We start from the raw sequence: 19482 nt of genomic DNA on the forward strand, positions 1-19482 counted from the left end.
CTATAGATCGTCCTGGCCCGCCGGGCGGACCCGGACGAGCTTGTCGGGGTTGAGCACGCCGAAGATGTCGTGGATGCGGCCGCCCCTGACGTCGATCATGACGAGCTGGTGGTTGCCGGCGACGCTCGTCCAGACCGCGGGCCGGCCGTTGACGTCCAGCAGGCGGGCTTCGCTGAAGTCGTAGCGGCTGAGCAGGCCGGCCAGGAAGGCCAGGACCTTGCGCCGGCCGACGATCGGGCGCAGCGCCGCGCGCACCTTGCCGCCGCCGTCGTTCCAGGCCACGACGTCCTCGTGGAAGAGGTCCTTGAGCGCGTCGAGGTCGCCGCCCGCCGCGGCCGCCATGAACCTCTTGAGCAGCTTCGTGTGGTCCTCCGGGGAGGGCGTGAACCGGTCGCGGCCCTCGGCCAGCCGCACCGAGGCCCGGCGGTGGAGCTGGCGGGCGTTGGCCACCGACGTCCCGACGATCTCGGCGATCTGCTCGTAGGGCAGCTCGAACGCCTCCCGCAGCACGAACACCGCCCGCTCCGGCGGCGAGAGCCGCTCCATCAGGTGCAGCGTGGCGTAGGAGACGGTGTCGCGCAGCTCGGCGGTGTCGAGCGGCCCGGCCTCCGCCGTCGCGACCGGCTCGGGCAGCCACGGCCCCGGGTACGCCTCCCGCTTGACCCGCGCCGAGCGGAGCTGGTCCAGCGCCAGCCGCGACACCACGGTCACCAGGAACGCGCGCGGCTCCCTGATCCCGCTCCGGTCGGTGCCCTGCCAGCGCAGCCAGGCCTCCTGGACCACGTCCTCGGCGTCCCACATGCTGCCGAGCAGCCGGTAGGCCAGCCCGAGCAGCATCGGCCGGTGCTGCTCGAAGGCCGCGGCGGCGTCCGCTGTCAGCTCCACGTCAGGCATCATGCCGTCTCCTCGAAGAACGAGCCATGCCGGGGCCGCCAGTTCAGCACGAGCCGCGCGCGGCAGTTGTCGGCGCCGCGCAGCCGCGTCATGAACGCCACCCCGAACGGTCCCACGGCGAGCCGGGCCAGGAACGCCGGCACCCGCTTCGGCGGCGGCGCGCCCAGCTGCCGGGCGAAGGCGGGCAGCCACTCGCGCATCGGCGTCGGGGTGTCGTCCACGACGTTGAGCGCGCCGGTGACGTCCCGGTCGAGCGCGGCCACCACGGCGGTGGCGGCGTCGTGCGCGTGGGTGAAGGACAGCACCGAGCCGCCGTCGCCGACGACCGGCATCCGGCCCCTGAGGACGGCCCGCGTGGTCGAGCCGTCCTTGTCGTACGCGGAGCCGGGGCCGGTCAGGTGGCCGAAGCGCAGCACCAGGCCGCCCGCCGCGACCGTCTGCCGCTCCAGCGACTCCAGCGCCGCCACCACCGGCCGGTACACCTTGGGGGCCTCCCGCCACAGCGGCGCGTCCTCGTCGGCGAGGCCGGGCGCGGGCGCGTAGGCGTAGGCGAGGCCCTGGGAGACGATCCGGGCGCCGGGGGCGGCCTCGATGAGGTTGCGGGTGCCCTCGTCGCGCAGCCGGTTCGTCAGCGCGAACTGGCGGTCGATGCGGCGCGGGTCGATGACCGGCGGGATGGCCGTGAGCAGGTGGACCACGGCGTCCGGGCGGGCCCGCCGGACGGCGCGCACGGTCGCCTCGCGGTCCAGCGCGTCCACGGCCAGGTCGCCGTGCCTGGACAGGGTGACCACCTCGTGGCCCACGGCGCGCAGCAGCGGCACGAGCTGCCGCCCGATCACGCCCGTCGCCCCCGCCACCAGAACCTTCATGTCGCCTCCTCGTTCGTGCTCGTGCCGTCAGGACGGGGCAGCGGGCGCGGATGTGACAGTTCCGGGTGGCGAACCCGTCACAACCGTGATGAGCTGGGCGGGTGGCAAGAAACCTGATCCTGTCGGGAGGCGTGTTCCACGACTTCGCCGCCACGTCGGCCGCCCTGGCCGAGGTGCTGGCCGAGGTGGGCGTCGAGTCGGAGATCACCGAGGACATCGCGGGCGCGCTCGCCGAGCCGCCGGAGGTCCAGCTCATCACCGTCAACGCGCTGCGCTGGCGGATGACCCAGGACCGCTTCGCCGACCTGCGCGAGGAGTGGCGCTTCGAGCTGCCCGCCGAGGCCCGCACGGCCGTCCTCGACCACCTCGACCGGGGCGGCGGGCTGCTGTGCATGCACGCGGCGTCGATCTGCTTCGACGACTGGCAGGGCTGGCCGCGGGTGCTCGGCGGCTGCTGGACCTGGCCGAAGTCGCACCACCCGCCGCTCGGCTGGACCAGCGTGCGGGTGCACGGCGGCCACCCGGTGGTGGACGGCCTGCGCGACTTCGACGTGGTGGACGAGGTCTACAGCGACCTCGACGTGCTGCCCGACGTGCGGCCGCTGGCCTCGGCGAACGGCCAGCCGCTGGTGTGGGCGCGGCCGGTGCGGCGCGGCCGGGTGCTCTACGACGCGCTCGGTCACGACACTCGCTCCTACGACAACGAGATCCACCGCACGCTGCTGCGGCGGGCCGCGCTCTGGCTGCTCAAGCGGCCGGTGACGGTGGGGGAGTAGCGCCGGGCCGGGCGCGTTCGAGAACCGGGTGGTGGCGGTGTTCCGGGTGCGCGGCGGGCACGTCGTCTCCTACCGCGACTACGTCAACCCGCTGCCGCTGCTCGCCGTCCTCGGCGCGCGATGACGTCCGGAACGTACAAGACTGCACGTCGCGGCCCCGGGCACGATGGCCCCATGAACGTGAACCTCGACCTGATCCCCGGCTTCCTGGCCACCCACGGCCGGCTGCTCGACCGCCGGCGCCACGAGCTGCTCATGGGCGGCGGCGAGGCGGGCGCGCTGGCCGCGCTGGAGGGCTACCGCAACCCCGACGGCGGCTACGGGTGGGGCCTGGAGCCCGACCTGCGCTCGCCGGAGAGCCAGCCGGGCGCCGCGCTGCACGCCTTCGAGGTGTTCGAGGAGGTCGCGCCGCGCACCTCGCCGGCGGCCGTCGCGCTGTGCGACTGGCTCGAGTCGGTCACGCTGCCGGACGGCGGGCTGCCGTTCGCGCTGCCGCTGACCGTGACCGACGGCACCGCGCCCTGGTGGGCGGGCGCCGACCACGCCACGTCGGCGCTGCAGATCACCAGCGTGTCGGCGGCCGCGGCGCACCGCGTGGCCCGGCACGACCCGGCCGTGGCCGCGCACCCGTGGCTCGCGCGGGCCACCCGCTACAGCCTCGACGCGATCGAGGCGCTGGAGGAGCGGCCGCACGCGTACGTGCTGTCGTTCGCGGTGGGCTTCCTCGACGCCGTGCACGACACCGAGCCCCGCGCGGCCGGCCTGCTCAAGCGGCTCGCCGCGGGCATCCCCGCCGACGGCCGGGTGCCGGTGGAGGGCGGCACGGCGGACGAGACGCTGCGGCCCCTCGACTTCGCGCCGTTCCCCGGCCGGCCGGCGCGCGGCCTGTTCGCGCCCGAGGTGATCGCCGCCGACCTCGTCCGGCTGGCCGGCGAGCAGCAGGACGACGGCGGCTGGACGGTGGACTACGCGCGCATCTCGCCCGCGGGGTCCCTGGAGTGGCGCGGCGCGGCCACCGTGCGGAGCCTGCGGATCCTCCGCGCGAACGGCGTCGTCTGAGGGACGCCTCAGCCCAGCCGGTGGGCGGACTCCGCCTCCTGGGCCATCCGGCGCAGCGCGTCGAACGCCTTGCCGTACAGCACCGACCCCAGCACCAGCGCCTCCACGGCCGCGTCGCGCGGCCCGTCGAACGGGATGGTGCGCATCTCGACCTCGGCGACCAGCTTGCGCGCCGCCTCCACGTACGGCCGCAGGTCGATCCGCACGCCGAGCTGACGCATCCGCACGAGCGTCTGGGCCAGCTCGTCGCGGGTGGGCGCCTCGGGGTGGATGTGCCAGCCCTGCTCCTCGATGAGGGCGTCGACCTGGGCGCGGGCGGCCTGCCACTCCTCGCCGGGCTCGGGCTCGACGGTGGGGCCGAGGGCGTAGTGGGCGGTGCCGAGCATCTCGTGCATGGGCAGCGACTCGTCGTCCACGGCATCGATGATCTTCTTGATCGAGGCCACCGGCAGCTTGCCCACCTCCAGCAGCGCCCGGACCAGGCGGAGCCGGCGCAGGTGGGAGTCGTCGTACTCGGCCCGGGTGGCGGCCGTCTGCTCGCCCTGGCGCAGCAGCCCTTCGCGCAGGTAGTACTTGATGGTGGGGATGGCCACGCCCGAGCGGGTGCTGAGTTCCGAGATGCGCATCGTTGGATAATACCGCTATCCAGTGCGGGCGACGTGGCGGGCCGCGCTGACCAGCTCCGGGATGTCGGCCTGCCGGTTCCACAGGAAGACCACCTCCAGCGGCGGCACGTCCTCCTTGATCGGCAGGAGCACCAGCCCGTCCGGCACCGGCGTGCCCTCGTGCACGCAGAGCGTGTAGCCGGCGCCGCGCTCCACCATCGTGACGGCCAGGTCGTGGGTGGCCGCGGCCGGTCCGAGCCGCGGGTGCAGCCGGTGGCGGACGAAGCCCTCCAGGAAGCGCCGCGCGCCCGCCACCGCGTCCGACTCGGGCATCACCAGCGGCTCGGCGGCCAGGTCCGCCAGCGACACCGCCTCCGCCCCGGCCAGCGCGTGGTCGCGGTGCACCAGCGCGCGCACGGGGAAGCGGTGGACCAGCATCCTGGCCACCCCGCGCGGCAGCGAGCCGGGGGCGTAGCCCAGCCCGGCCTGCAGGGTGCCGTCCACGATGGAGACGATCTGCTCGGCGGTGCTCATCGGGGCCACGCGCAGCCGCAGCCCGTGGAGCTGGGACAACACCCGGGCGGCCACGTCGGCCAGGCCGTCGGCCATGCCGAGCCGGGTGTCCCTGCCGGTGCTCCTGGCCGCCGCCACCGCCCGTTCGAAGGCGTCGACCGCGACCGTGGCCTGCGCGAGGAACGCCTCGCCCGCCTCGGTGAGCTGCACGCCGCTGGAGGAGCGGCTGAACAGCTCGACCCCGATCTCCTTCTCCAGCGCCCGGAGCTGCTCCGACAGCGTGGGCTGCGCGATGTGCAGCGCGGCGGCGGCCCGGCGCAGGCTGCCGGCCCGTGCGATCGCCATGGCGTACCGGACGTAGCGTAGATCCATCGCTCACCTCGGGGTGATGGTGATGGGCTATCGGTAGATCGCACCTCCGTATTACAAGACGGGACAGCTCCCGTGAAGACGCGCAGTCACCAGGGCAGGGTGGCGTTCCCCTGGAGCGGGTCCCGAGCGGCTGGTCGGGGACGTAGTCGCTGGTCGGGGGGCTGAGGGCGGGGTGAAGTTCCGGACGGCGGAGTGCCGGGTTGCGGGCGGCCGGAACGGTGGCGGGATGGCCCTAACAAGCGCTTGGCCGTGTGCTAGCGTGGTGCGGGTGGGGACCCAGGAGTTCGCCGGGCGGGCCGCCGTGGCCGGGATCGGGACGACGGCGCTGACCCGGCGCTCCGGGCGCACCGAGCTGGAGCTCGCCGCCGAGGCGTGCCGCGCCGCCTGCGCCGACGCGGGCCTGGCGCCCGCCGAGGTGGACGCCGTGCTCAGCTACCACCTGAACGACTCCGCGCCCGTCGTCCAGGTGGCCCGCGCCCTCGGCATCGAACGGCTCGGCTGGCACAACGACCTCGCCGGCGGCGGCACCCAGGCCGCCTCGATCCTCGGGGACGCCGCCCTGCTCATCCACGCCGGGCTGGCCAGGCACGTCCTGATCTACCGCGCGCTCAACGGCCGCTCGGGCAGGCGCATGAACACCGTCTCCACCGGGCCGCAGGAAGGCTACACCTACGGGCTGGCCGGCCCCGTCCCGCTGTTCGCGCTAGCCGCCACCCGCTACCTGCACGACACCGGGCTCGGCGCCGAGCACCTGCACGCGGTCGTCGCCCAGTCCAGGGAGAACGCCAAGGCCAACCCCCGGGCGCTGCGCCGCGAGCCCCTGGAGCTCGCCGGCTACCTCGCCCGCCCGTACGTCGCCACGCCGCTCCGCACCGTGGACTGCTGCCAGGAGACCGACGGGGCCTGCGCGCTGCTGGTCAGCGGCGCGCTGGACGGGCCCAGGGTGCGGGCCGTGGTGCGCGGGGGCGGGCCGGGCTGCTCCGCCATGGACCGGGCGGCCGACGTCACCGCGATCTTCTCGGCCCACGTGGCGCCCATGCTCTGGGACGCCTCGGGGATGCGGCCCGGGGACGTGGACGTCTTCCTCGCCTACGACGCGTACTCGTGGCTGGTGCCCCGGCAGCTGGAGGACTTCGGGCTGGCCGAGCGGGGGGAGCTGGGGGCGTACCTGCTGGAGCGCCGCCACGCCTGGGTCAACCCGCACGGCGGGCTGCTGTCGGAGGGGTACGTGCACGGGCTCAACAACACCGTCCAGGCGGTGCGGGAGCTGCGGGGCGGGGCGCACGAGGTCGCCCTGGTGACCGGGTTCGGCGGGAGCTACGGGAGCGCGGCCCTCCTCACGGCCTGACGCTCCCGTCCGCCGGGGGCGCGGTGAAGCGGCGGTGCAGCCGGGCCGCCCGGTGCGGGCCCAGCAGGGGCCGCGCCGCCAGCCACGCGGCCGCCCCGGCCGGGTCACCCGCCACCACCACATCCCCCCGCCCGTCCCGCCGTGCGTTCAGGAGGTCGCGGACCGCGCGGCGCACCGGGCCGTCCGTCGTGAGCACGCCGCCCGCGAGGACGACGGGCAGCCCCGGCTCGCGCACCCGCCCGGCGGTGCGGGCGAGCAGGCGGGCGGCCTCGGCGACGATGGCCAGCGCCGCCGGGTCCCCGGCCTCGGCGGCCCGGCCCACGAGCGGCGCCAGCTCGGCGAGCGCGAGCGGCGCCCGCCCGTACACGGCCGCCGCCAGCTCCTCCGCGCCCAGCTCCTCCGCGCCCAGCTCCGCCGCCCCCAGCTCCACGGCGGCCGGCTCTCCCTCCCCGGCCAGCCGGGTGACGACGAGGCGCGCGAGCGCCCCCAGGGGCCGGGGCCCGTCCAGGGCGCGGACGGCGTGGCGGGCCGCCGCGTGGCCGAGCCAGAACGCGGACCCCTCGTCACCGAGCAGCCACCCGTACCCGTCGGCGGTGGCCGTCACCGCGTGGTCGGTAATTTTTGCCGCGATGGCCCCCGTCCCCGAGATGAGCACCGCCCCGGAGGGCGAGGCGGTGCCGGCGGCGAAGGCGGTCACCACGTCCCCGACGACCCGCACCGGCGGCCCCCCGGGCAGCAGCGCGGCGAACACCTCCCGCGCCAGGGCCAGGCACCGCGCCGGGTTGCCCGCGAGCCCCACCACCACGGCCGACACCTGGTCGGAGGCGTCCCCGAGGGCGGCGCGCACGGCCGCCGTGAGGGCCGCGCGGGCGGCGTCCTGGCCGAGCGTCACGGGGTTCGCCCCGGCGGCCCGCCCGCGCCCGAGCGGCGTCCCGTCCATCGTGAACAGGGCCGCCCGCGACGACGTGCCGCCCGCGTCCACGCCCAGAACCAGCTCCGCCATGTCAAAAATTATTGCCCAAACACCTTGACGGCGCCAGATCCTGTGCATAATTTTCACGGCGTGGAACTCCTCTCCCGCATCCAGGCCGAGCGCCCCGACATGCCCGACGCCCTCCGCAAGGTCGCCGAGGCCATCCTCGCCGCCCCCGCCGAGACCGCCCGGCTCACGATCGTGGACCTCGCCGAGCGGAGCGGGACCTCCACGGCGACCATCACCCGCTTCTGCCGCGCCCTCGGCTTCGCCGGGTACGCCGAGCTGCGCGTCGCCGTCGCCACCGAGACCGGCCGCAAGGCGCAGCAGACCTGGCAGACCGACATCGGCCAGGAGATCCTGCCCGACGACAGCCTCGACAAGGTGCTCGGCGTCGTCTCCGGCAACGACATCCGCCTCATCCAGGAGACCGCCGACCAGCTCGACCTCGCCGTCGTGGACAAGGTGGCGCAGGCGGTCGCGCGGGCGGGGCGGGTGCTGCTGTTCGGGGTGTCGAGCAGCGCGGCGGTCGCCAGCGAGATGGAGTACCGGCTGCAGCGCATGCGGGTGCCGACCTGGAGCAGGTCCGACGCCCACAGCGCGCTGACCGACGCCGCGCTGCTCGGCCAGGGCGACGTGGCGATCGGCATCTCGCACAGCGGCCGCACCCGGGAGGTCATCGAGGTGCTGGCGGAGGCGGGCAGCCACGGCGCGATCACCGTGGCGGTCACCTCGCAGCCGCGCTCGCCGCTGGCGGAGGTGGCCGAGCTGGTGCTGACCACGGCCAGCCGGGCGACGAGCTTCCGGTCGGAGGGGTTCGCCGCGATCCACTCGCAGCTGCTGGTGCTCGACGTCGTGTACGTCTCGGTCGCGCAGCGCACCTACGAGCGCACCAGGCAGGCGTTCGACGTCACCGTCCGCGCCGTCGCCGGACACCGCCTACCCGAAGGGATCCATGACGATAAACCCAGAAGAGTACGCCGACCACGTCGCCGCCCTCGTCCAGGCCATCCCCGCCGACCCCGAGCTGGACCGCGCCGCCGACCTGTTCACCAAGGCGCTCACGGCGGGCGGCGTCATCCAGGCGTTCGGCTCGGGCCACTCCGAGGCCGTCGCCATGGAGATCGCCGGCCGGGCCGGCGGCCTCGTCCCCACCAACCGGCTCGCGCTGCGGGACATCGTCCTTCACGGCGACGCCCCCCGCGCCGAGCTGGACCGCTACGACCTCGAACGCGACCCGGCCGTCGCCCGCACGATCCTCGACCTGGCCCCCGTCCAGCCGCACGACCTGTTCGTGATCATCTCCAACTCGGGCGTCAACGGCGTGGTCGTGGAGCTGGCCACGCTGGTCAAGGAGCGCGGTCACGACCTCATCGCGATCACCTCGCGCGCCCACAGCGACGCCGTCCCCTCCCGCCACCCCTCGGGCCGCCGGCTCGCCGACCTCGCCGACGTCGTCCTCGACAACCGCGCCCCCTACGGCGACGCGGTGCTCCCGCTTCCCGGCGGCGGCGCCGTCGGAGCCGTCTCCACCATCACCTCCGCGCTGCTGGCCCAGCTCGTCGTGGCCCGCACCGTGCGCAACCTGCTCGACGCGGGCGAGACCCCGCCGGTGTACCTCTCCGCGAACGTGCCGGAGGGCGACGCCCACAACCTCAGGCTCGAAGCGCTCTACGCCGGCCGCATCCGGCGCGGCGCCTGATCACTTTCGCAAGGAGACACCCCCCATGTCGCGAAGTGTCGTGAAAATCGTCCTGTCCTTAGCCCTCCCGCTCGTCCTCCTCGTCGGCGCGCTGGTCACCCCCGCCGGCGCCGCCCAGTCCGTACGCCTCCAGTACCGCACCAGCGCCCCCGGCGCGACCACCGCCCAGGCCGAGCCCTGGTTCAAGCTCTTCAACGACGGCACGACCACGATCCCGCTCAACCAGGTCAAGATCCGCTATTACCTGACCGGCACGGAGACCTACCGCTTCGCCTGCTCCTGGGCGGTGGTCAGCTGCTCGACGGTGACCGGCCAGTTCGTCCGGCAGTCGGGCGCGGACCAGTACCTGGAGGTCGGGTTCAGCTCGGGGAGCCTGGCGCCCGGCGCGGACACCGGTGACCTCCAGCTCCGCTTCTACCGGGCCGACTGGCAGCCGTTCACGCAGAGCGACGACTACTCCTACGGCTCCGGCACCGCGTACACGAACTGGGACAAGGTGACGGTGTACGTCAACGGCGCGCTCGCCTGGGGCAAGCCGCACGGCGCCGAGCCCACGCCCACGGTCACGCCAACGGGCACCCCGACCGGCGGCGGCTCCGGCGGCGTGCTGTTCGACGACTTCACCTACTCCGGCTCGTCCGACCCGCTGCTCGCGCAGCGCGGCTGGACCGTCCGGTCCAGCTCGGGCGGCCCCGGCGTGCCCGGCGCGACCTGGTCGCCGTCGGCGCTCTCGTTCCCCGGCGGCCTGCTCACGCTCGACTCCCGCACGGACGGCACCGCCGCCGGCACCGTGCAGACCGAGCTGTCCACCGCGAACCGCAAGTTCTTCGAGGGCACCTACGCCGCCCGCGTGCGCTTCTCCGACGCCCCCACGAGCGGCCCCGACGGCGAGCACGTCGTGCAGACGTTCTTCACCATCACCCCGCTCCGCTACAACCTGGACCCCGACTACGGCGAGCTCGACTTCGAGTACCTGCCGAACGGCGGCTGGGGCGAGCCGTCGAACATCCTCTACACCACGAGCTGGGAGACCTACCAGGGCGACCCCTGGCAGGCCGTCAACACCCACACCGAGGAGCGGACGAGCTTCGCCGGCTGGCACGACCTGGTCATCCAGGTCTCCGGCGGCCGGATCAGGTACTACGTGGACGGGCGGCTGTTCGCCGACCACGGCGACATCTACTACCCCGAGACGCCCATGTGGATCATGTTCAACCAGTGGTTCATCGACCTCCAGGCCGCCACGGGCACCCGTGCCTACCGCCAGCAGGTCGACTGGCTCTACTACAGCAAGAACGAGGTCGTGGCGCCCGCCGAGGTGACCAGCCGCGTCACCGCGTTCCGCGCCGCCGGCACCGCCTTCCGCGACACCGTACCCAACTCCTGAGAGATACGCCGTGAAGAACCGATTCCTGGCGCTGGCGGCCGTGTTCGCGCTGGCCGCCTGCGGCGCCTCGGAGCAGCCCCAGAGCTCCTCCGGCCCCGTCAAGCTGACCGTCTGGATCATGGACGGCAGCGTCACGCAGGACCTGCTGAAGTCGTTCGAGACCGAGTACGAGGCCGCGCACAAGGGCGTGGACCTCGACCTCCAGATCCAGGCCTGGGACGGCATCGGCGAACGCGTCACCGCCGCCCTGGCCAGCACCGACGCCCCCGACGTGATCGAGGTCGGCAACACCCAGGTCGCCCAGTACTCCGCCAGCGGCGGCGTCACCGACCTGACCGGCAGGATCGCCGACCTCAAGGGCGAGGACTGGCTGCCCGGCCTCGCCCAGCCCGGCAACATCGACGGCAAGCAGTACGGCATCCCGTGGTACGCCGCCAACCGCGTCGTCGTCTACAACAAGGACCTGTGGGCCAAGGCCGGCGTCAAGGAGCCGCCGAAAACCCGCGAGGAGTGGCTGGCGGTCACCGCCAAGCTCAACAAGGGCGGCGACCAGGGCATCTACCTGACCGGCCAGACCTGGTACGCCCTGGCCGGCTTCGTCTGGGACGAGGGCGGCGACCTCGCCGTCCAGGAGGGCGGCAAGTGGAAGGGCGCCCTCGACACCCCGCAGGCGCTCGCCGGGATGGACTTCTACAAGCGGCTCCAGGCCCTCGGCAAGGGCCCGAAGGACGCCGACGAGGCCAACCCGCCGCAGCACGAGGTGTTCGCGCAGGGCAAGGTCGGGCAGATCATCGCCGTCCCCGGCGTCGCCGCCCGGGTACTGGAGGTCGAGCCGGGGATGAAGGGCAAGATGGGCTTCTTCCCCATCCCGGGCAAGACCGCCGACCGGCCCGGCACGGTCTTCACCGGCGGCTCCGACCTCGTCATCCCGGCCGCCTCCAAGCGGCAGGAGCAGGCGTACGAGCTGGTCAAGGCCCTGGCCGGGGAGAAGTTCCAGACCGAGCTGGCCAAGACGATGAGCTTCGTGCCCAACCGCACGTCGCTGGCCGGCGTCCTGTCCGGCGACGAGGGCACCGCCGCCATGGCCGCCGGCGCCGCCAACGGCCGCGCCACCCCCAACACCCCCAACTGGGCCGCCGTCGAGGCCACCTCGGTGATCAAGCAGTACATGACCGCCGTGCTCACCGGCGGCGACCCCGCGACGGAGGCGAAGAAGGTGTCGGCGGCCATCACCACCACGCTGAACAGCGGATCCTGATGCGGGAAAGGACGTCCTCCCTCTGGCCCTACCTGCTCATCGCGCCCGCGGTGGCAGGCGGGGCCTTCCTCCTGCTGTATCCGCTGCTCAAGGCGGCGGTGATCTCCTTCCAGCACTTCCGGATGGGCGAGCTGATCAGGGGCGGCGCGACCTTGGCCGGCCTGGACAACTACGCCGAGCTGCTGGCCGGCGACGAGTTCTGGACGGTGCTGGGCCGCACCGCCGCCTGGACCGCGATCAACGTGGTGCTCATCGTGACGCTGTCCACGGGCGTGGCGCTCATGCTGGTGCGGCTCGGCCGCGTGCTGCGCCTGGCCCTGATGAGCGCGCTGGCCCTGGCCTGGGCCACGCCCATCATCGCGGCCACGACCGTCTTCCAGTGGTTGTTCCAGTCGGAGCTGGGCGTGGTCAACTGGCTGCTGGTCACGCTCGGGTTCGACTCCTTCCGCGGCTACACGTGGTTCGCCGACGGCACGGCCACGTTCGCGGTGCTGGTGGTCCTCGTCGTGTGGCAGTCGGTGCCGTTCGCCGCGCTCACCCTCTACGCCGGGCTCACCACGATCCCGGCCGAGCTGTACGAGTCGGCCCGCATCGACGGCGGCACCGGCCCGCAGATCTTCCTCAAGGTCACCCTGCCCATGCTGCGGCAGCTCTTCGCCCTGGTCGCCTCGCTGGAGGTGATCTGGGTGGCCAAGTGCTTCCCGCAGATCTGGGTGCTCAGCCAGGGCGGCCCGGACGGCGCCACCACCACCCTGCCGGTGTACGCGTTCAAGGTGGCCCGCGTGCTGCACCGCTACGACCTCGGCTCGGCGGTCGCCATGCTCACGGTGGTCATCCTGGCCGTGGCCCTGGTCAGCAACCTGCGAAGGATGGTGCGCCAGTGAGGCGGCTCCTGCTGAACGCGGCGGCGCTCGCCGTGCTGGTGACGACGATCTTCCCGGTGTACTGGATGTTCCTGACGGCGTTCAAGCCGACCAGGGACATCCAGGCGGCCACCCCCACGTTCTGGCCCGAGCACCCGACGCTGGAGCACTTCGTCACCGCCGTCAACGCCCCGGGCTTCTGGACCTACTGGCGCAACAGCCTCGTCGTCACGGTCGCGGCGGTGCTGGTCGCGCTCGTGGTGGCGATACTGGCGGCGTTCGCGGTGGCCCGGATGCGGTGGCGGGGGCGGGCCGGGTTCGTGGTCGCGGTGTTCGCGGCGCAGATGGCGCCGTGGGAGGCGCTGCTGGTGCCGGTGTTCATCATCGCGCGCGACAGCGGGCTGCTGGACTCGCTGGCCATGCTGACCGGCGTCTACTTCATGATCACGCTGCCGTTCACGATCGTGACGCTGCGCGGTTTCCTCGCCGCGATCCCGCTCGAACTGGAGGAGGCGGCGCAGGTGGACGGCTGCTCCCGGCCGGCCGCCTTCCGGCGGGTGGTGTTCCCGCTGCTGGCCCCGGGGCTGATGGCGACGTCGCTGTTCGGGTTCATCACGGCCTGGAACGAGTTCGCCTTCGTCAACGTGCTCATCATCAAGGACCAGGACAAGCGCACCCTGCCGGTGTGGCTGTCGTCCTTCCGCGACGTGTTCGGCACCGACTGGGGGGCCACGATGGCGGCGGCGAGCCTGTTCGCGCTGCCCGCGTTGCTGCTCTTCCTGTTCCTGCAGCGGCGGGTGGGCGCCGGGATGACGGCGGGGGCGGTCAAGGGCTGAGGCCGGCGGGCGGACGGGACGCTCACGGGGCGGCGGCGGTGAACGCGGCGTGCAGCGCCGCCGCCTCGTCCGCCGTCATGAGGGGACGGGCGGCCAGCCAGGCGGCCGCGCCGGCCGCGTCGCCCGCCGTCGTCACCCGCTCGCCCGCCAGCAGCTCCGTCACCGCCCGGCGGACCGGGCCGGCGCTGGTCAGCACGCTGCCGGCGAGCACCACCGGCCCGGACACGTGCACCCGCCGCAGTGTGGCCACCAGGTGCCGGGCGGCCTCGGCGACGATGCCCGCCGCCAGCGGGTCGCCCGCCGCCGCGGCCCGGCCGACCAGCGCGGACAGGGCGGCCAGCCGCATGGGGTCGGCCTGCGCCAGCCGGACGATCCGGTCGGCTACGGCCCGCGGCGCCGGCGGCCGCTCGTCGCCCAGGAAGGCGCGCGCCACGAGCCCGGCGAGCACGCCGGACCCCGCGCCGCCGCGCGTGTCTCCGCCTGGACCTTCGCCTGGGCTTGCGCCCGGGCCGGGCGCGTCGACGGCGGTGACCGGCAGGCCGCGGTCGAAAGCGGCGACGACCGCCTTGGCCGCCGCCCGCCCGATCCAGAACCCCGACCCCGCGTCGCCCAGCAGCCACCCGAGCCCGTCCGCGATCACGTCCAGCTCGAAGCCCTTGATCCGGGCGGCCACCGCGCCCGTGCCGGACAGCAGCAGCGCCCCGTCCGGCTCCGGCGACCCGGCGGCGTACCCGATCGGCACGTCACCGGCGTAGCGCGGCCCCTCGGCGATGCCGTGCGCGGCCCAGACCTTCGCCAGCTCCGCCGCCATCTCGGGCACCTGCCCGGCGACCCCGGCCAGCGACGCCGCGACCCGGCCGCCGTCGTGCCGCCCGAGCGCGGCCGACAGCGCCTCGGCCACGGCCGCCACCGCCTTGGCCAGCCCGTGGGCGGTCGGGTTGCCCGCCCCGGCCCGCGCGTAGCCGACCCGAGTGCCGTCCAGCGCGTGCACGGCGACCCGCGTCGAGGTGGCCCCGGCGTCCACGCCGATCACCAGCGCGCCGGCCACTCGCGATTTCGTCACGGTCCGAGTCTGGGGGTTGACTCCGTCCGGAAGCAAGAATAATTTTCGCCGCAAGGCCGGGTATTCGGAAGGAATATTCGTGACTTCAGGAGCCCTCGGGCGCGTCGAGACGGAACTACCCGGTTTGCCGGAGGCGTTGCGCAGGGTCGGCGAGGTGATCCTCGGCGACCCCGCCGAGGCCGCGCGGTCGACGATCATCGCGCTGGCCGAGCGGGCCGGCAGCTCACCCGCGACCGTCACCAGGTTCTGCCGGGCGTTCGGCTTCTCCGGCTACGCCGAGCTGCGGGTCGCGCTCGCCACCGAGACCGGCCGGGCCGCCCAGGCGGGCTGGGGCGCGGGCGTGGGCCACGAGATCGGTCCCGAGGACCCGCTCGACACCGCCATCGAGGTGATGGCCGCCGCCGACGCCCGCCTCATCCAGGACACCGCCGCCCAGCTCGACCTGGACGTGGTCGCCCGGGTCGCCGACGCCGTCGTGGCCGCGCCCCGGGTGCTGCTGGTGGGCGTGTCCACCAGCGGCGACGTCGCCCGCATGCTGGAGGGGCGGCTGCGCAGGATCGGGATCCCCGGCTGGAGCGCCGGCGACGCGCACGTGGCCCTGTCGGAGGCGGCGCTGCTCAAGGAGGGCGACGTCGCGGTCGGCATCAGCCACCGGGGCCGCACCCGCGAGGTGATGGAGGCGCTGGCCGAGGCCGGCAGCCACGGCGCGCTGACGGTCGCGGTCACCTCCTTCCCGCGCTCGCCGCTGGCCGAGCTGGCCGATCTGGTGCTGACCACCGCCAGCAGGGAGACGACGTTCCGGCTCGGCGGGCTGGCCGCGGTGCACTCACAGGTCTTCGTGCTGGACGCCGTGTACGTCGCCGTCGCCCAGCGCACCTACGAGCGCACGAACGAGGCGTTCGAGCGCACCATCAGCGCCGTGGAGAGCCATCGGGTGGAGAGAGGCTGAATGTCGTACGTCAACGAGGTGCTGGAGCTGGCCCGCCGGGTCGCCGACAGCCAGGCGGAGCAGGTCCGGCGGGCCGCCGCGCTGCTGGTGGCCGCGCTCAAGGCCGGCGGCGTGGTCAACGCCTTCGGCTCGGGCCACTCCGAGGCCATCGCCATGGAGATCGCCGGGCGGGCCGGCGGGCTCGTCCCGAGCAACCGCCTCTCGCCCCGCGACCTGGTCCTGTACGGCGGCCGCCCGCCGAGCGTGCTCACCCCCGAGCTGGAGCGCGACCCGGCGATCGCACACGAGATCTACGCCCTCGCGCCGGTCGCGCCGCAGGACGTGTTCGTGCTGATCTCCAGCTCCGGCGTCAACGGCGCGGTGGTCGAGCTGGCCGGGCTGGTCAAGGAGCGCGGCCACCCGCTGGTCGCCCTCACCTCGGTCGCGCACAGCACCCGCATGACCTCGCGGCACCCGTCGGGGGCCAAGCTCATGGACCTCGCCGACGTCGTGCTCGACAACGGCGCGCCGTACGGGGACGCGATCCTCGACCTGCCGGGCGGCGGCAGCTACGGTGCGGTTTCCACGATCACCTCGGCGCTGCTGGCCCAGATGATGGTCACCGAGGCGGTGGACGAGCTCGTCGCCCTGGGGGAGACGCCCCCGGTCTACCTGTCGGTCAACGTGACCGGCGGCGACGAGCACAACAAAGCCCTGGAGAGCCGCTACCAGGGTCGTATCAGGCGCGGAGCGTGATGATCCGCGGATCATGACAAGTCAGGAGCAATCCGTTATGGCTACCACCCCCCATATCAGCAGGCGCGAACTCCTCCGCGGCGCGGCCCTCGTGCCGGTCGCCGGGGCGCTCGCCGCGTGCGCCACCCCCGCCGCCAAGCCCACCGCGTCCGGCTCGGCCGCCCCGGTCGCGACCAGCGCCGCCAACCCGTTCGGCGTGGACGGCAAGAAGCCGCTGGAGGTGTGGATCTTCGACGGCGGCTTCGGCCAGGACTACGCCAAGAACATCCACGAGCCGCTGTTCAAGAGCAAGTACCCCGGCGCCGAGGTCAAGCACAACGCCACCAAGGAGATCACCAAGGTCCTCCAGCCGCGCTTCGCCGGCGGCAACCCGCCCGAGGTGATCGACAACTCCGGCGCCAACTTCATGGACTTCGGCGCCCTCTCCCAGGACGGCCAGCTCCAGGACCTCACCCCGCTGCTCGACGCGCCGAGCTGGGACGACCCGAACGTCAAGGTCAGGGACACCATCGACCCGTCGGTCGTGGAGATCGGCACCTACGACGGCAAGTTCAGCGTCCTCGGCTACGTCAACTACATCCACGGCATCTGGTACTCCCAGAAGGTCTTCCGCGACAACGGCTGGGAGGTGCCCAAGACCTGGGACGCCTTCCTCAAGCTGTGCGAGACGATCAAGAAGTCCGGCAAGATGGCGCCCTTCACCTACGCCGGCAAGTTCCCCCAGTACCTCTACGAGCCGCTGCTCACCATGGCCGCCAAGGTCGGCGGCAACGAGGTGCTGGTCAACATCGACAACCTGGAGGACGGCGCCTGGACGGCCGAGGCCATGAAGACCGCCGCCACGGCATGGGCCGAGATCGGCGCGAAGTACCTCATGGAGGGCACCACCGGCCTCGACCACGTGCAGACCCAGACCGCCCAGAACAAGTACAAGGTGGCCATGCTGCCCTCCGGCTCCTGGCTGGAGAACGAGCAGAAGACCACCACCCCGCCCGACTTCGAGTACGGCATGTTCCCGATCCCCGACGTCACCGGATCCGACAAGATGCCGTACGGCACCCTGCACACCCAGCCGGGCGAGAACTTCATCGTCTCCGCCAAGAGCCCCAACCCGCAGGCCGGCATGGAGTACCTGCGGGCGATGGTGTCGAAGAAGGCGGCCGGCGAGTTCAGCGAGCTGGTCCGCACGCTGACCGTGGTCAAGGGCGCCACCGAGGGCCGCGACATCTCCCCGGGCGTCACCAGCGCCACCAAGGCCGTCACCGCCGCCGGGTCCAACACCGTCTACTACCGCTGGCACAACTGGTACGGCCCGCTCAAGGACGAGGCGATCGCCGCGACCGGCCAGCTCATGTCCGGCGGCCTCACCCCCGACCAGTACCTGGAGCGCATCCAGAAGAAGGCCGACGAGATCAAGAACGACTCCTCGATCAAGAAGTACAAGCGCTGATGCTGTTCAACAGATATCGCCGCGGGCTGTTCATCACCTCGTTCCTGGCAGCCCCGGTGATTCTCTACCTGGTCTACGTGATCTCCCCGTACGTCCAGGCGTTCTACATCGCGATGACCGACTGGCGCGGCGTCACGGCCACGCCGGCGTTCATCGGCCTGGACAACTTCGTGCGGCTCTTCGGCGACAGCATCTTCTGGAAGGCCGTCACCCACAACCTGGCCCTGCTGGTGCTGCTGCCGTTGATCACCATCGTCCTCGCCCTGTTCTTCGCCTTCCTGCTCAACGTGGGCGGCCCGCAGGGCGTGGGCGGCATCCGCGGCTCCCGCTTCTACCGGGTGGTGTTCTTCTTCCCGCAGGTGCTGGCCGTGGCCGTGGTGGCGGTGCTGTTCCAGCAGGTGTTCCGGCCCGACGGCAGCGGCATGCTCAACGGCCCGCTCATGGCGCTCGGCGCCCGGCCGGTCGGGTTCCTGTCCGACCCCGGCGTGGCGTTCTGGTCGGTGCTGGGCGTGCTCGTGTGGCAGGCCGTCGGCTTCTACGTCGTGCTGTTCTCCGCGGGCCTGGCGAGCATCCCGCGCGACATGTTCGAGGCCGCCCAGATCGACGGCGCCGGCCGGTTCAGCCTGTTCTTCCGCATCACGCTCCCGCTGCTCTGGGACACCGTGCAGGTCGCCTGGGTCTACCTCGGCATCCTGGCGCTGGACGTGTTCGCGATCGTGTGGGTGATGACCGACCAGCACGGCGGCCCCGACTGGTCGACCACGGTGATGGCGGCCGAGATCTACCGCAACGCCTTCCAGTACTTCCGCTTCGGCTACGCCTCCGCCCTCGGCGTCGTCATGTTCTTCTTCACCGTCGGATTCGCCGTCCTGTCGCTGCGCGTCTCGCGCCGCGAACGAATCGAGTACTGATGCTCTCTCGCAAGACCGCCCGCCTGGAGCGCCGGCGGCGGCTCGGGCCGCTCGGCGTCCTCACGCACGTGGCGCTGGTCATCTGGACCCTGCTGGTGATGGTGCCGATCCTGTGGACGTTCCTCGCCTCGGTCAAGAGCGAGGACGAGATCTTCGGCGACGCCTGGTCCCTGCCCGCCACCCCCCACTGGGACAACTTCGCGCGGGCCTGGGAGCAGGCGCACATCGGGCAGTACATGCTCAACAGCGTGATCGTGGTGGCCTTCAGCACGTTCGGGACGATGCTCATCGGCTCGATGGCGGCGTACGTGCTGGCCCGCTACCCCTTCCGCGGCAACCGGGCGGTCTACCTGCTGTTCGTCTCCGGCCTGGCCTTCCCCGTCTACCTGGCGCTGACCCCGCTGTTCTTCGTCGTGCAGAACATGGGCAACGTGCCGGTCGTCGGCCCCCTCATCGGCCTCAACACGCACGCCGGGCTCGTGCTGGTGTACATCGCGTACTCGATGCCGTTCACCGTCTTCTTCCTGTCGGCCTTCTTCCGCACGCTGCCGACGGCGGTGGGGGAGGCCGCCATGGTGGACGGCGCCTCGCACACGCGGGTGTTCTTCCAGATCATGCTGCCGATGGCGCGGCCGGGCATCGTCAGCATCACCATCTTCAACGTGCTGGGCCAGTGGAACCAGTACCAGCTCCCGCTGGTGCTGCTCCAGGAGCGCGACAAGTGGGTGCTCACGCAGGGCATCGCCGACATCTCCACCGCCGCCGGCTACGACCAGGACTGGGCGGCGCTGTTCGCCGCCCTGACGCTGGCCATCCTGCCGATGCTGATCGTCTACACGGTCTTCCAGCGGCAGATCCAGGCCGGTCTGACGTCGGGTGCCCTGAAATGACCTCGGGCGCGCGGAAACGGCTCGCGCGC

At 72.8% G+C, this 19482-nt stretch carries 19 protein-coding genes and 1 pseudogene; 14 read left to right on the forward strand and 6 right to left on the reverse strand.

All coding sequences use genetic code 11. The features are described from left to right. Positions 1–897, reverse strand: a complete 897-nt coding sequence (locus MF672_RS38170) for an RNA polymerase sigma-70 factor (protein ID WP_242382206.1) — start codon at positions 895–897, stop codon at positions 1–3. After that, on the reverse strand, positions 894–1763 hold the full coding sequence (locus MF672_RS38175) for an NAD-dependent epimerase/dehydratase family protein (RefSeq protein ID WP_242382205.1): 870 nt from the start codon (positions 1761–1763) through the stop codon (positions 894–896). Before MF672_RS38175 ends, MF672_RS38170 begins: the two co-directional genes overlap by 4 nt. A 101-nt stretch (positions 1764–1864) precedes the next feature. Here MF672_RS38175 and MF672_RS38180 point away from each other — a divergent pair, with 101 nt between their 5' ends. Continuing rightward, positions 1865–2539, forward strand: a complete 675-nt coding sequence (locus tag MF672_RS38180) for a ThuA domain-containing protein (RefSeq protein WP_242382204.1) — start codon at positions 1865–1867, stop codon at positions 2537–2539. A gap of 174 nt (positions 2540–2713) precedes the next feature. Beyond that, entirely contained in the window at positions 2714–3598 is an 885-nt protein-coding gene (locus MF672_RS38185; protein WP_242382203.1) for a hypothetical protein, read from the forward strand. Between the two features lie 8 nt (positions 3599–3606). On the opposite strand, the gene MF672_RS38190 is transcribed toward MF672_RS38185, so the two are convergent. Then, entirely contained in the window at positions 3607–4224 is a 618-nt protein-coding gene (locus MF672_RS38190; RefSeq protein WP_242382202.1) for a MerR family transcriptional regulator, read from the reverse strand. 15 nt (positions 4225–4239) lie between these two features. After that, complete coding sequence (locus MF672_RS38195) at positions 4240–5088, reverse strand: LysR family transcriptional regulator (RefSeq protein WP_242382201.1); 849 nt, start codon at positions 5086–5088, stop codon at positions 4240–4242. 268 nt (positions 5089–5356) lie between these two features. Between MF672_RS38195 and MF672_RS38200 the strand changes: the two genes are divergently transcribed. Next, entirely contained in the window at positions 5357–6436 is a 1080-nt protein-coding gene (locus MF672_RS38200; RefSeq protein WP_242382200.1) for a thiolase C-terminal domain-containing protein, read from the forward strand. Here MF672_RS38200 and MF672_RS38205 read toward each other — a convergent pair. Beyond that, on the reverse strand, positions 6426–7439 hold the full coding sequence (locus MF672_RS38205; protein ID WP_247815644.1) for an N-acetylglucosamine kinase: 1014 nt from the start codon (positions 7437–7439) through the stop codon (positions 6426–6428). The two genes, MF672_RS38200 and MF672_RS38205, sit on opposite strands and share 11 nt — an antisense overlap. Before the next feature lie 99 nt (positions 7440–7538). Between MF672_RS38205 and MF672_RS38210 the strand changes: the two are divergent. The 6 genes and pseudogenes from MF672_RS38210 to MF672_RS38235 form a co-directional block, all read left to right on the forward strand. Beyond that, positions 7539–8213: pseudogene (locus MF672_RS38210) on the forward strand (MurR/RpiR family transcriptional regulator); the annotation flags it as partial. Positions 8214–8364: 151 nt separating this feature from the next. Further along, positions 8365–9111 (forward strand): sugar isomerase domain-containing protein, encoded by a 747-nt coding sequence (locus MF672_RS38215; protein ID WP_242383776.1) that lies wholly within the window; start codon positions 8365–8367, stop codon positions 9109–9111. 25 nt (positions 9112–9136) lie between these two features. Beyond that, on the forward strand, positions 9137–10498 hold the full coding sequence (locus tag MF672_RS38220) for a cellulose binding domain-containing protein (RefSeq protein WP_242383777.1): 1362 nt from the start codon (positions 9137–9139) through the stop codon (positions 10496–10498). Between the two features lie 10 nt (positions 10499–10508). Then, on the forward strand, positions 10509–11756 hold the full coding sequence (locus tag MF672_RS38225; protein ID WP_242383778.1) for an extracellular solute-binding protein: 1248 nt from the start codon (positions 10509–10511) through the stop codon (positions 11754–11756). Further along, positions 11756–12640 carry a carbohydrate ABC transporter permease gene (locus tag MF672_RS38230; protein ID WP_242383779.1) on the forward strand — a complete coding sequence of 295 codons (885 nt, stop codon included), beginning with the start codon at positions 11756–11758 and terminating at the stop codon, positions 12638–12640. The genes MF672_RS38225 and MF672_RS38230 overlap by 1 nt, the downstream gene beginning before the upstream one ends. Then, on the forward strand, positions 12637–13455 hold the full coding sequence (locus MF672_RS38235; RefSeq protein ID WP_242383780.1) for a carbohydrate ABC transporter permease: 819 nt from the start codon (positions 12637–12639) through the stop codon (positions 13453–13455). The genes MF672_RS38230 and MF672_RS38235 overlap by 4 nt, the downstream gene beginning before the upstream one ends. 22 nt (positions 13456–13477) lie before the next feature. Here MF672_RS38235 and MF672_RS38240 read toward each other — a convergent pair whose 3' ends face one another. Continuing rightward, complete coding sequence (locus MF672_RS38240) at positions 13478–14518, reverse strand: BadF/BadG/BcrA/BcrD ATPase family protein (RefSeq protein WP_247815645.1); 1041 nt, start codon at positions 14516–14518, stop codon at positions 13478–13480. Between the two features lie 79 nt (positions 14519–14597). Between MF672_RS38240 and MF672_RS38245 the strand changes: the two genes are divergently transcribed. The 5 genes from MF672_RS38245 to MF672_RS38265 are packed head-to-tail and all read left to right on the forward strand — an operon-like array spanning position 14598 to position 19453. Then, the gene (locus MF672_RS38245) at positions 14598–15467 is read left to right on the forward strand and encodes a MurR/RpiR family transcriptional regulator (RefSeq protein WP_242380003.1); all 870 of its coding nucleotides are present in this window, start codon (positions 14598–14600) and stop codon (positions 15465–15467) included. Then, on the forward strand, positions 15468–16202 hold the full coding sequence (locus MF672_RS38250) for a sugar isomerase domain-containing protein (protein ID WP_242380000.1): 735 nt from the start codon (positions 15468–15470) through the stop codon (positions 16200–16202). It begins immediately after the preceding gene. A gap of 37 nt (positions 16203–16239) precedes the next feature. Beyond that, a complete protein-coding gene (gene ngcE, locus MF672_RS38255; RefSeq protein ID WP_242379998.1) occupies positions 16240–17652 on the forward strand; it encodes an N-acetylglucosamine/diacetylchitobiose ABC transporter substrate-binding protein in 1413 nt (470 codons plus the stop codon). Next, positions 17652–18563 carry a carbohydrate ABC transporter permease gene (locus MF672_RS38260; RefSeq protein ID WP_242379996.1) on the forward strand — a complete coding sequence of 304 codons (912 nt, stop codon included), beginning with the start codon at positions 17652–17654 and terminating at the stop codon, positions 18561–18563. Before ngcE ends, MF672_RS38260 begins: the two co-directional genes overlap by 1 nt. After that, positions 18563–19453, forward strand: a complete 891-nt coding sequence (locus MF672_RS38265) for a carbohydrate ABC transporter permease (protein ID WP_242379993.1) — start codon at positions 18563–18565, stop codon at positions 19451–19453. The genes MF672_RS38260 and MF672_RS38265 overlap by 1 nt, the downstream gene beginning before the upstream one ends. Positions 19454–19482 lie beyond the last annotated feature (29 nt).

Origin of the sequence: Actinomadura luzonensis (genome assembly GCF_022664455.2) — a bacterium.
GTDB classification, from domain to species: Bacteria; Actinomycetota; Actinomycetes; order Streptosporangiales; family Streptosporangiaceae; genus Nonomuraea; species Nonomuraea luzonensis.

Bases quoted from the DNA above. Each gene is read 5' to 3' on its own strand.
- MF672_RS38205 (WP_247815644.1), bottom strand. From the start codon at position 7,439: ATGGCGGAGCTGGTTCTGGGCGTGGACGCGGGCGGCACGTCGTCGCGG.
- MF672_RS38175 (WP_242382205.1), bottom strand. From the start codon at position 1,763: ATGAAGGTTCTGGTGGCGGGGGCGACGGGCGTGATCGGGCGGCAGCTC.
- ngcE (WP_242379998.1), top strand. From the start codon at position 16,240: ATGGCTACCACCCCCCATATCAGCAGGCGCGAACTCCTCCGCGGCGCG.
- MF672_RS38185 (WP_242382203.1), top strand. From the start codon at position 2,714: ATGAACGTGAACCTCGACCTGATCCCCGGCTTCCTGGCCACCCACGGC.
- MF672_RS38260 (WP_242379996.1), top strand. From the start codon at position 17,652: ATGCTGTTCAACAGATATCGCCGCGGGCTGTTCATCACCTCGTTCCTG.
- MF672_RS38265 (WP_242379993.1), top strand. From the start codon at position 18,563: ATGCTCTCTCGCAAGACCGCCCGCCTGGAGCGCCGGCGGCGGCTCGGG.
- MF672_RS38195 (WP_242382201.1), bottom strand. From the start codon at position 5,088: ATGGATCTACGCTACGTCCGGTACGCCATGGCGATCGCACGGGCCGGC.
- MF672_RS38215 (WP_242383776.1), top strand. From the start codon at position 8,365: ATGACGATAAACCCAGAAGAGTACGCCGACCACGTCGCCGCCCTCGTC.
- MF672_RS38250 (WP_242380000.1), top strand. From the start codon at position 15,468: ATGTCGTACGTCAACGAGGTGCTGGAGCTGGCCCGCCGGGTCGCCGAC.
- MF672_RS38190 (WP_242382202.1), bottom strand. From the start codon at position 4,224: ATGCGCATCTCGGAACTCAGCACCCGCTCGGGCGTGGCCATCCCCACC.
- MF672_RS38220 (WP_242383777.1), top strand. From the start codon at position 9,137: ATGTCGCGAAGTGTCGTGAAAATCGTCCTGTCCTTAGCCCTCCCGCTC.
- MF672_RS38170 (WP_242382206.1), bottom strand. From the start codon at position 897: ATGATGCCTGACGTGGAGCTGACAGCGGACGCCGCCGCGGCCTTCGAG.
- MF672_RS38230 (WP_242383779.1), top strand. From the start codon at position 11,756: ATGCGGGAAAGGACGTCCTCCCTCTGGCCCTACCTGCTCATCGCGCCC.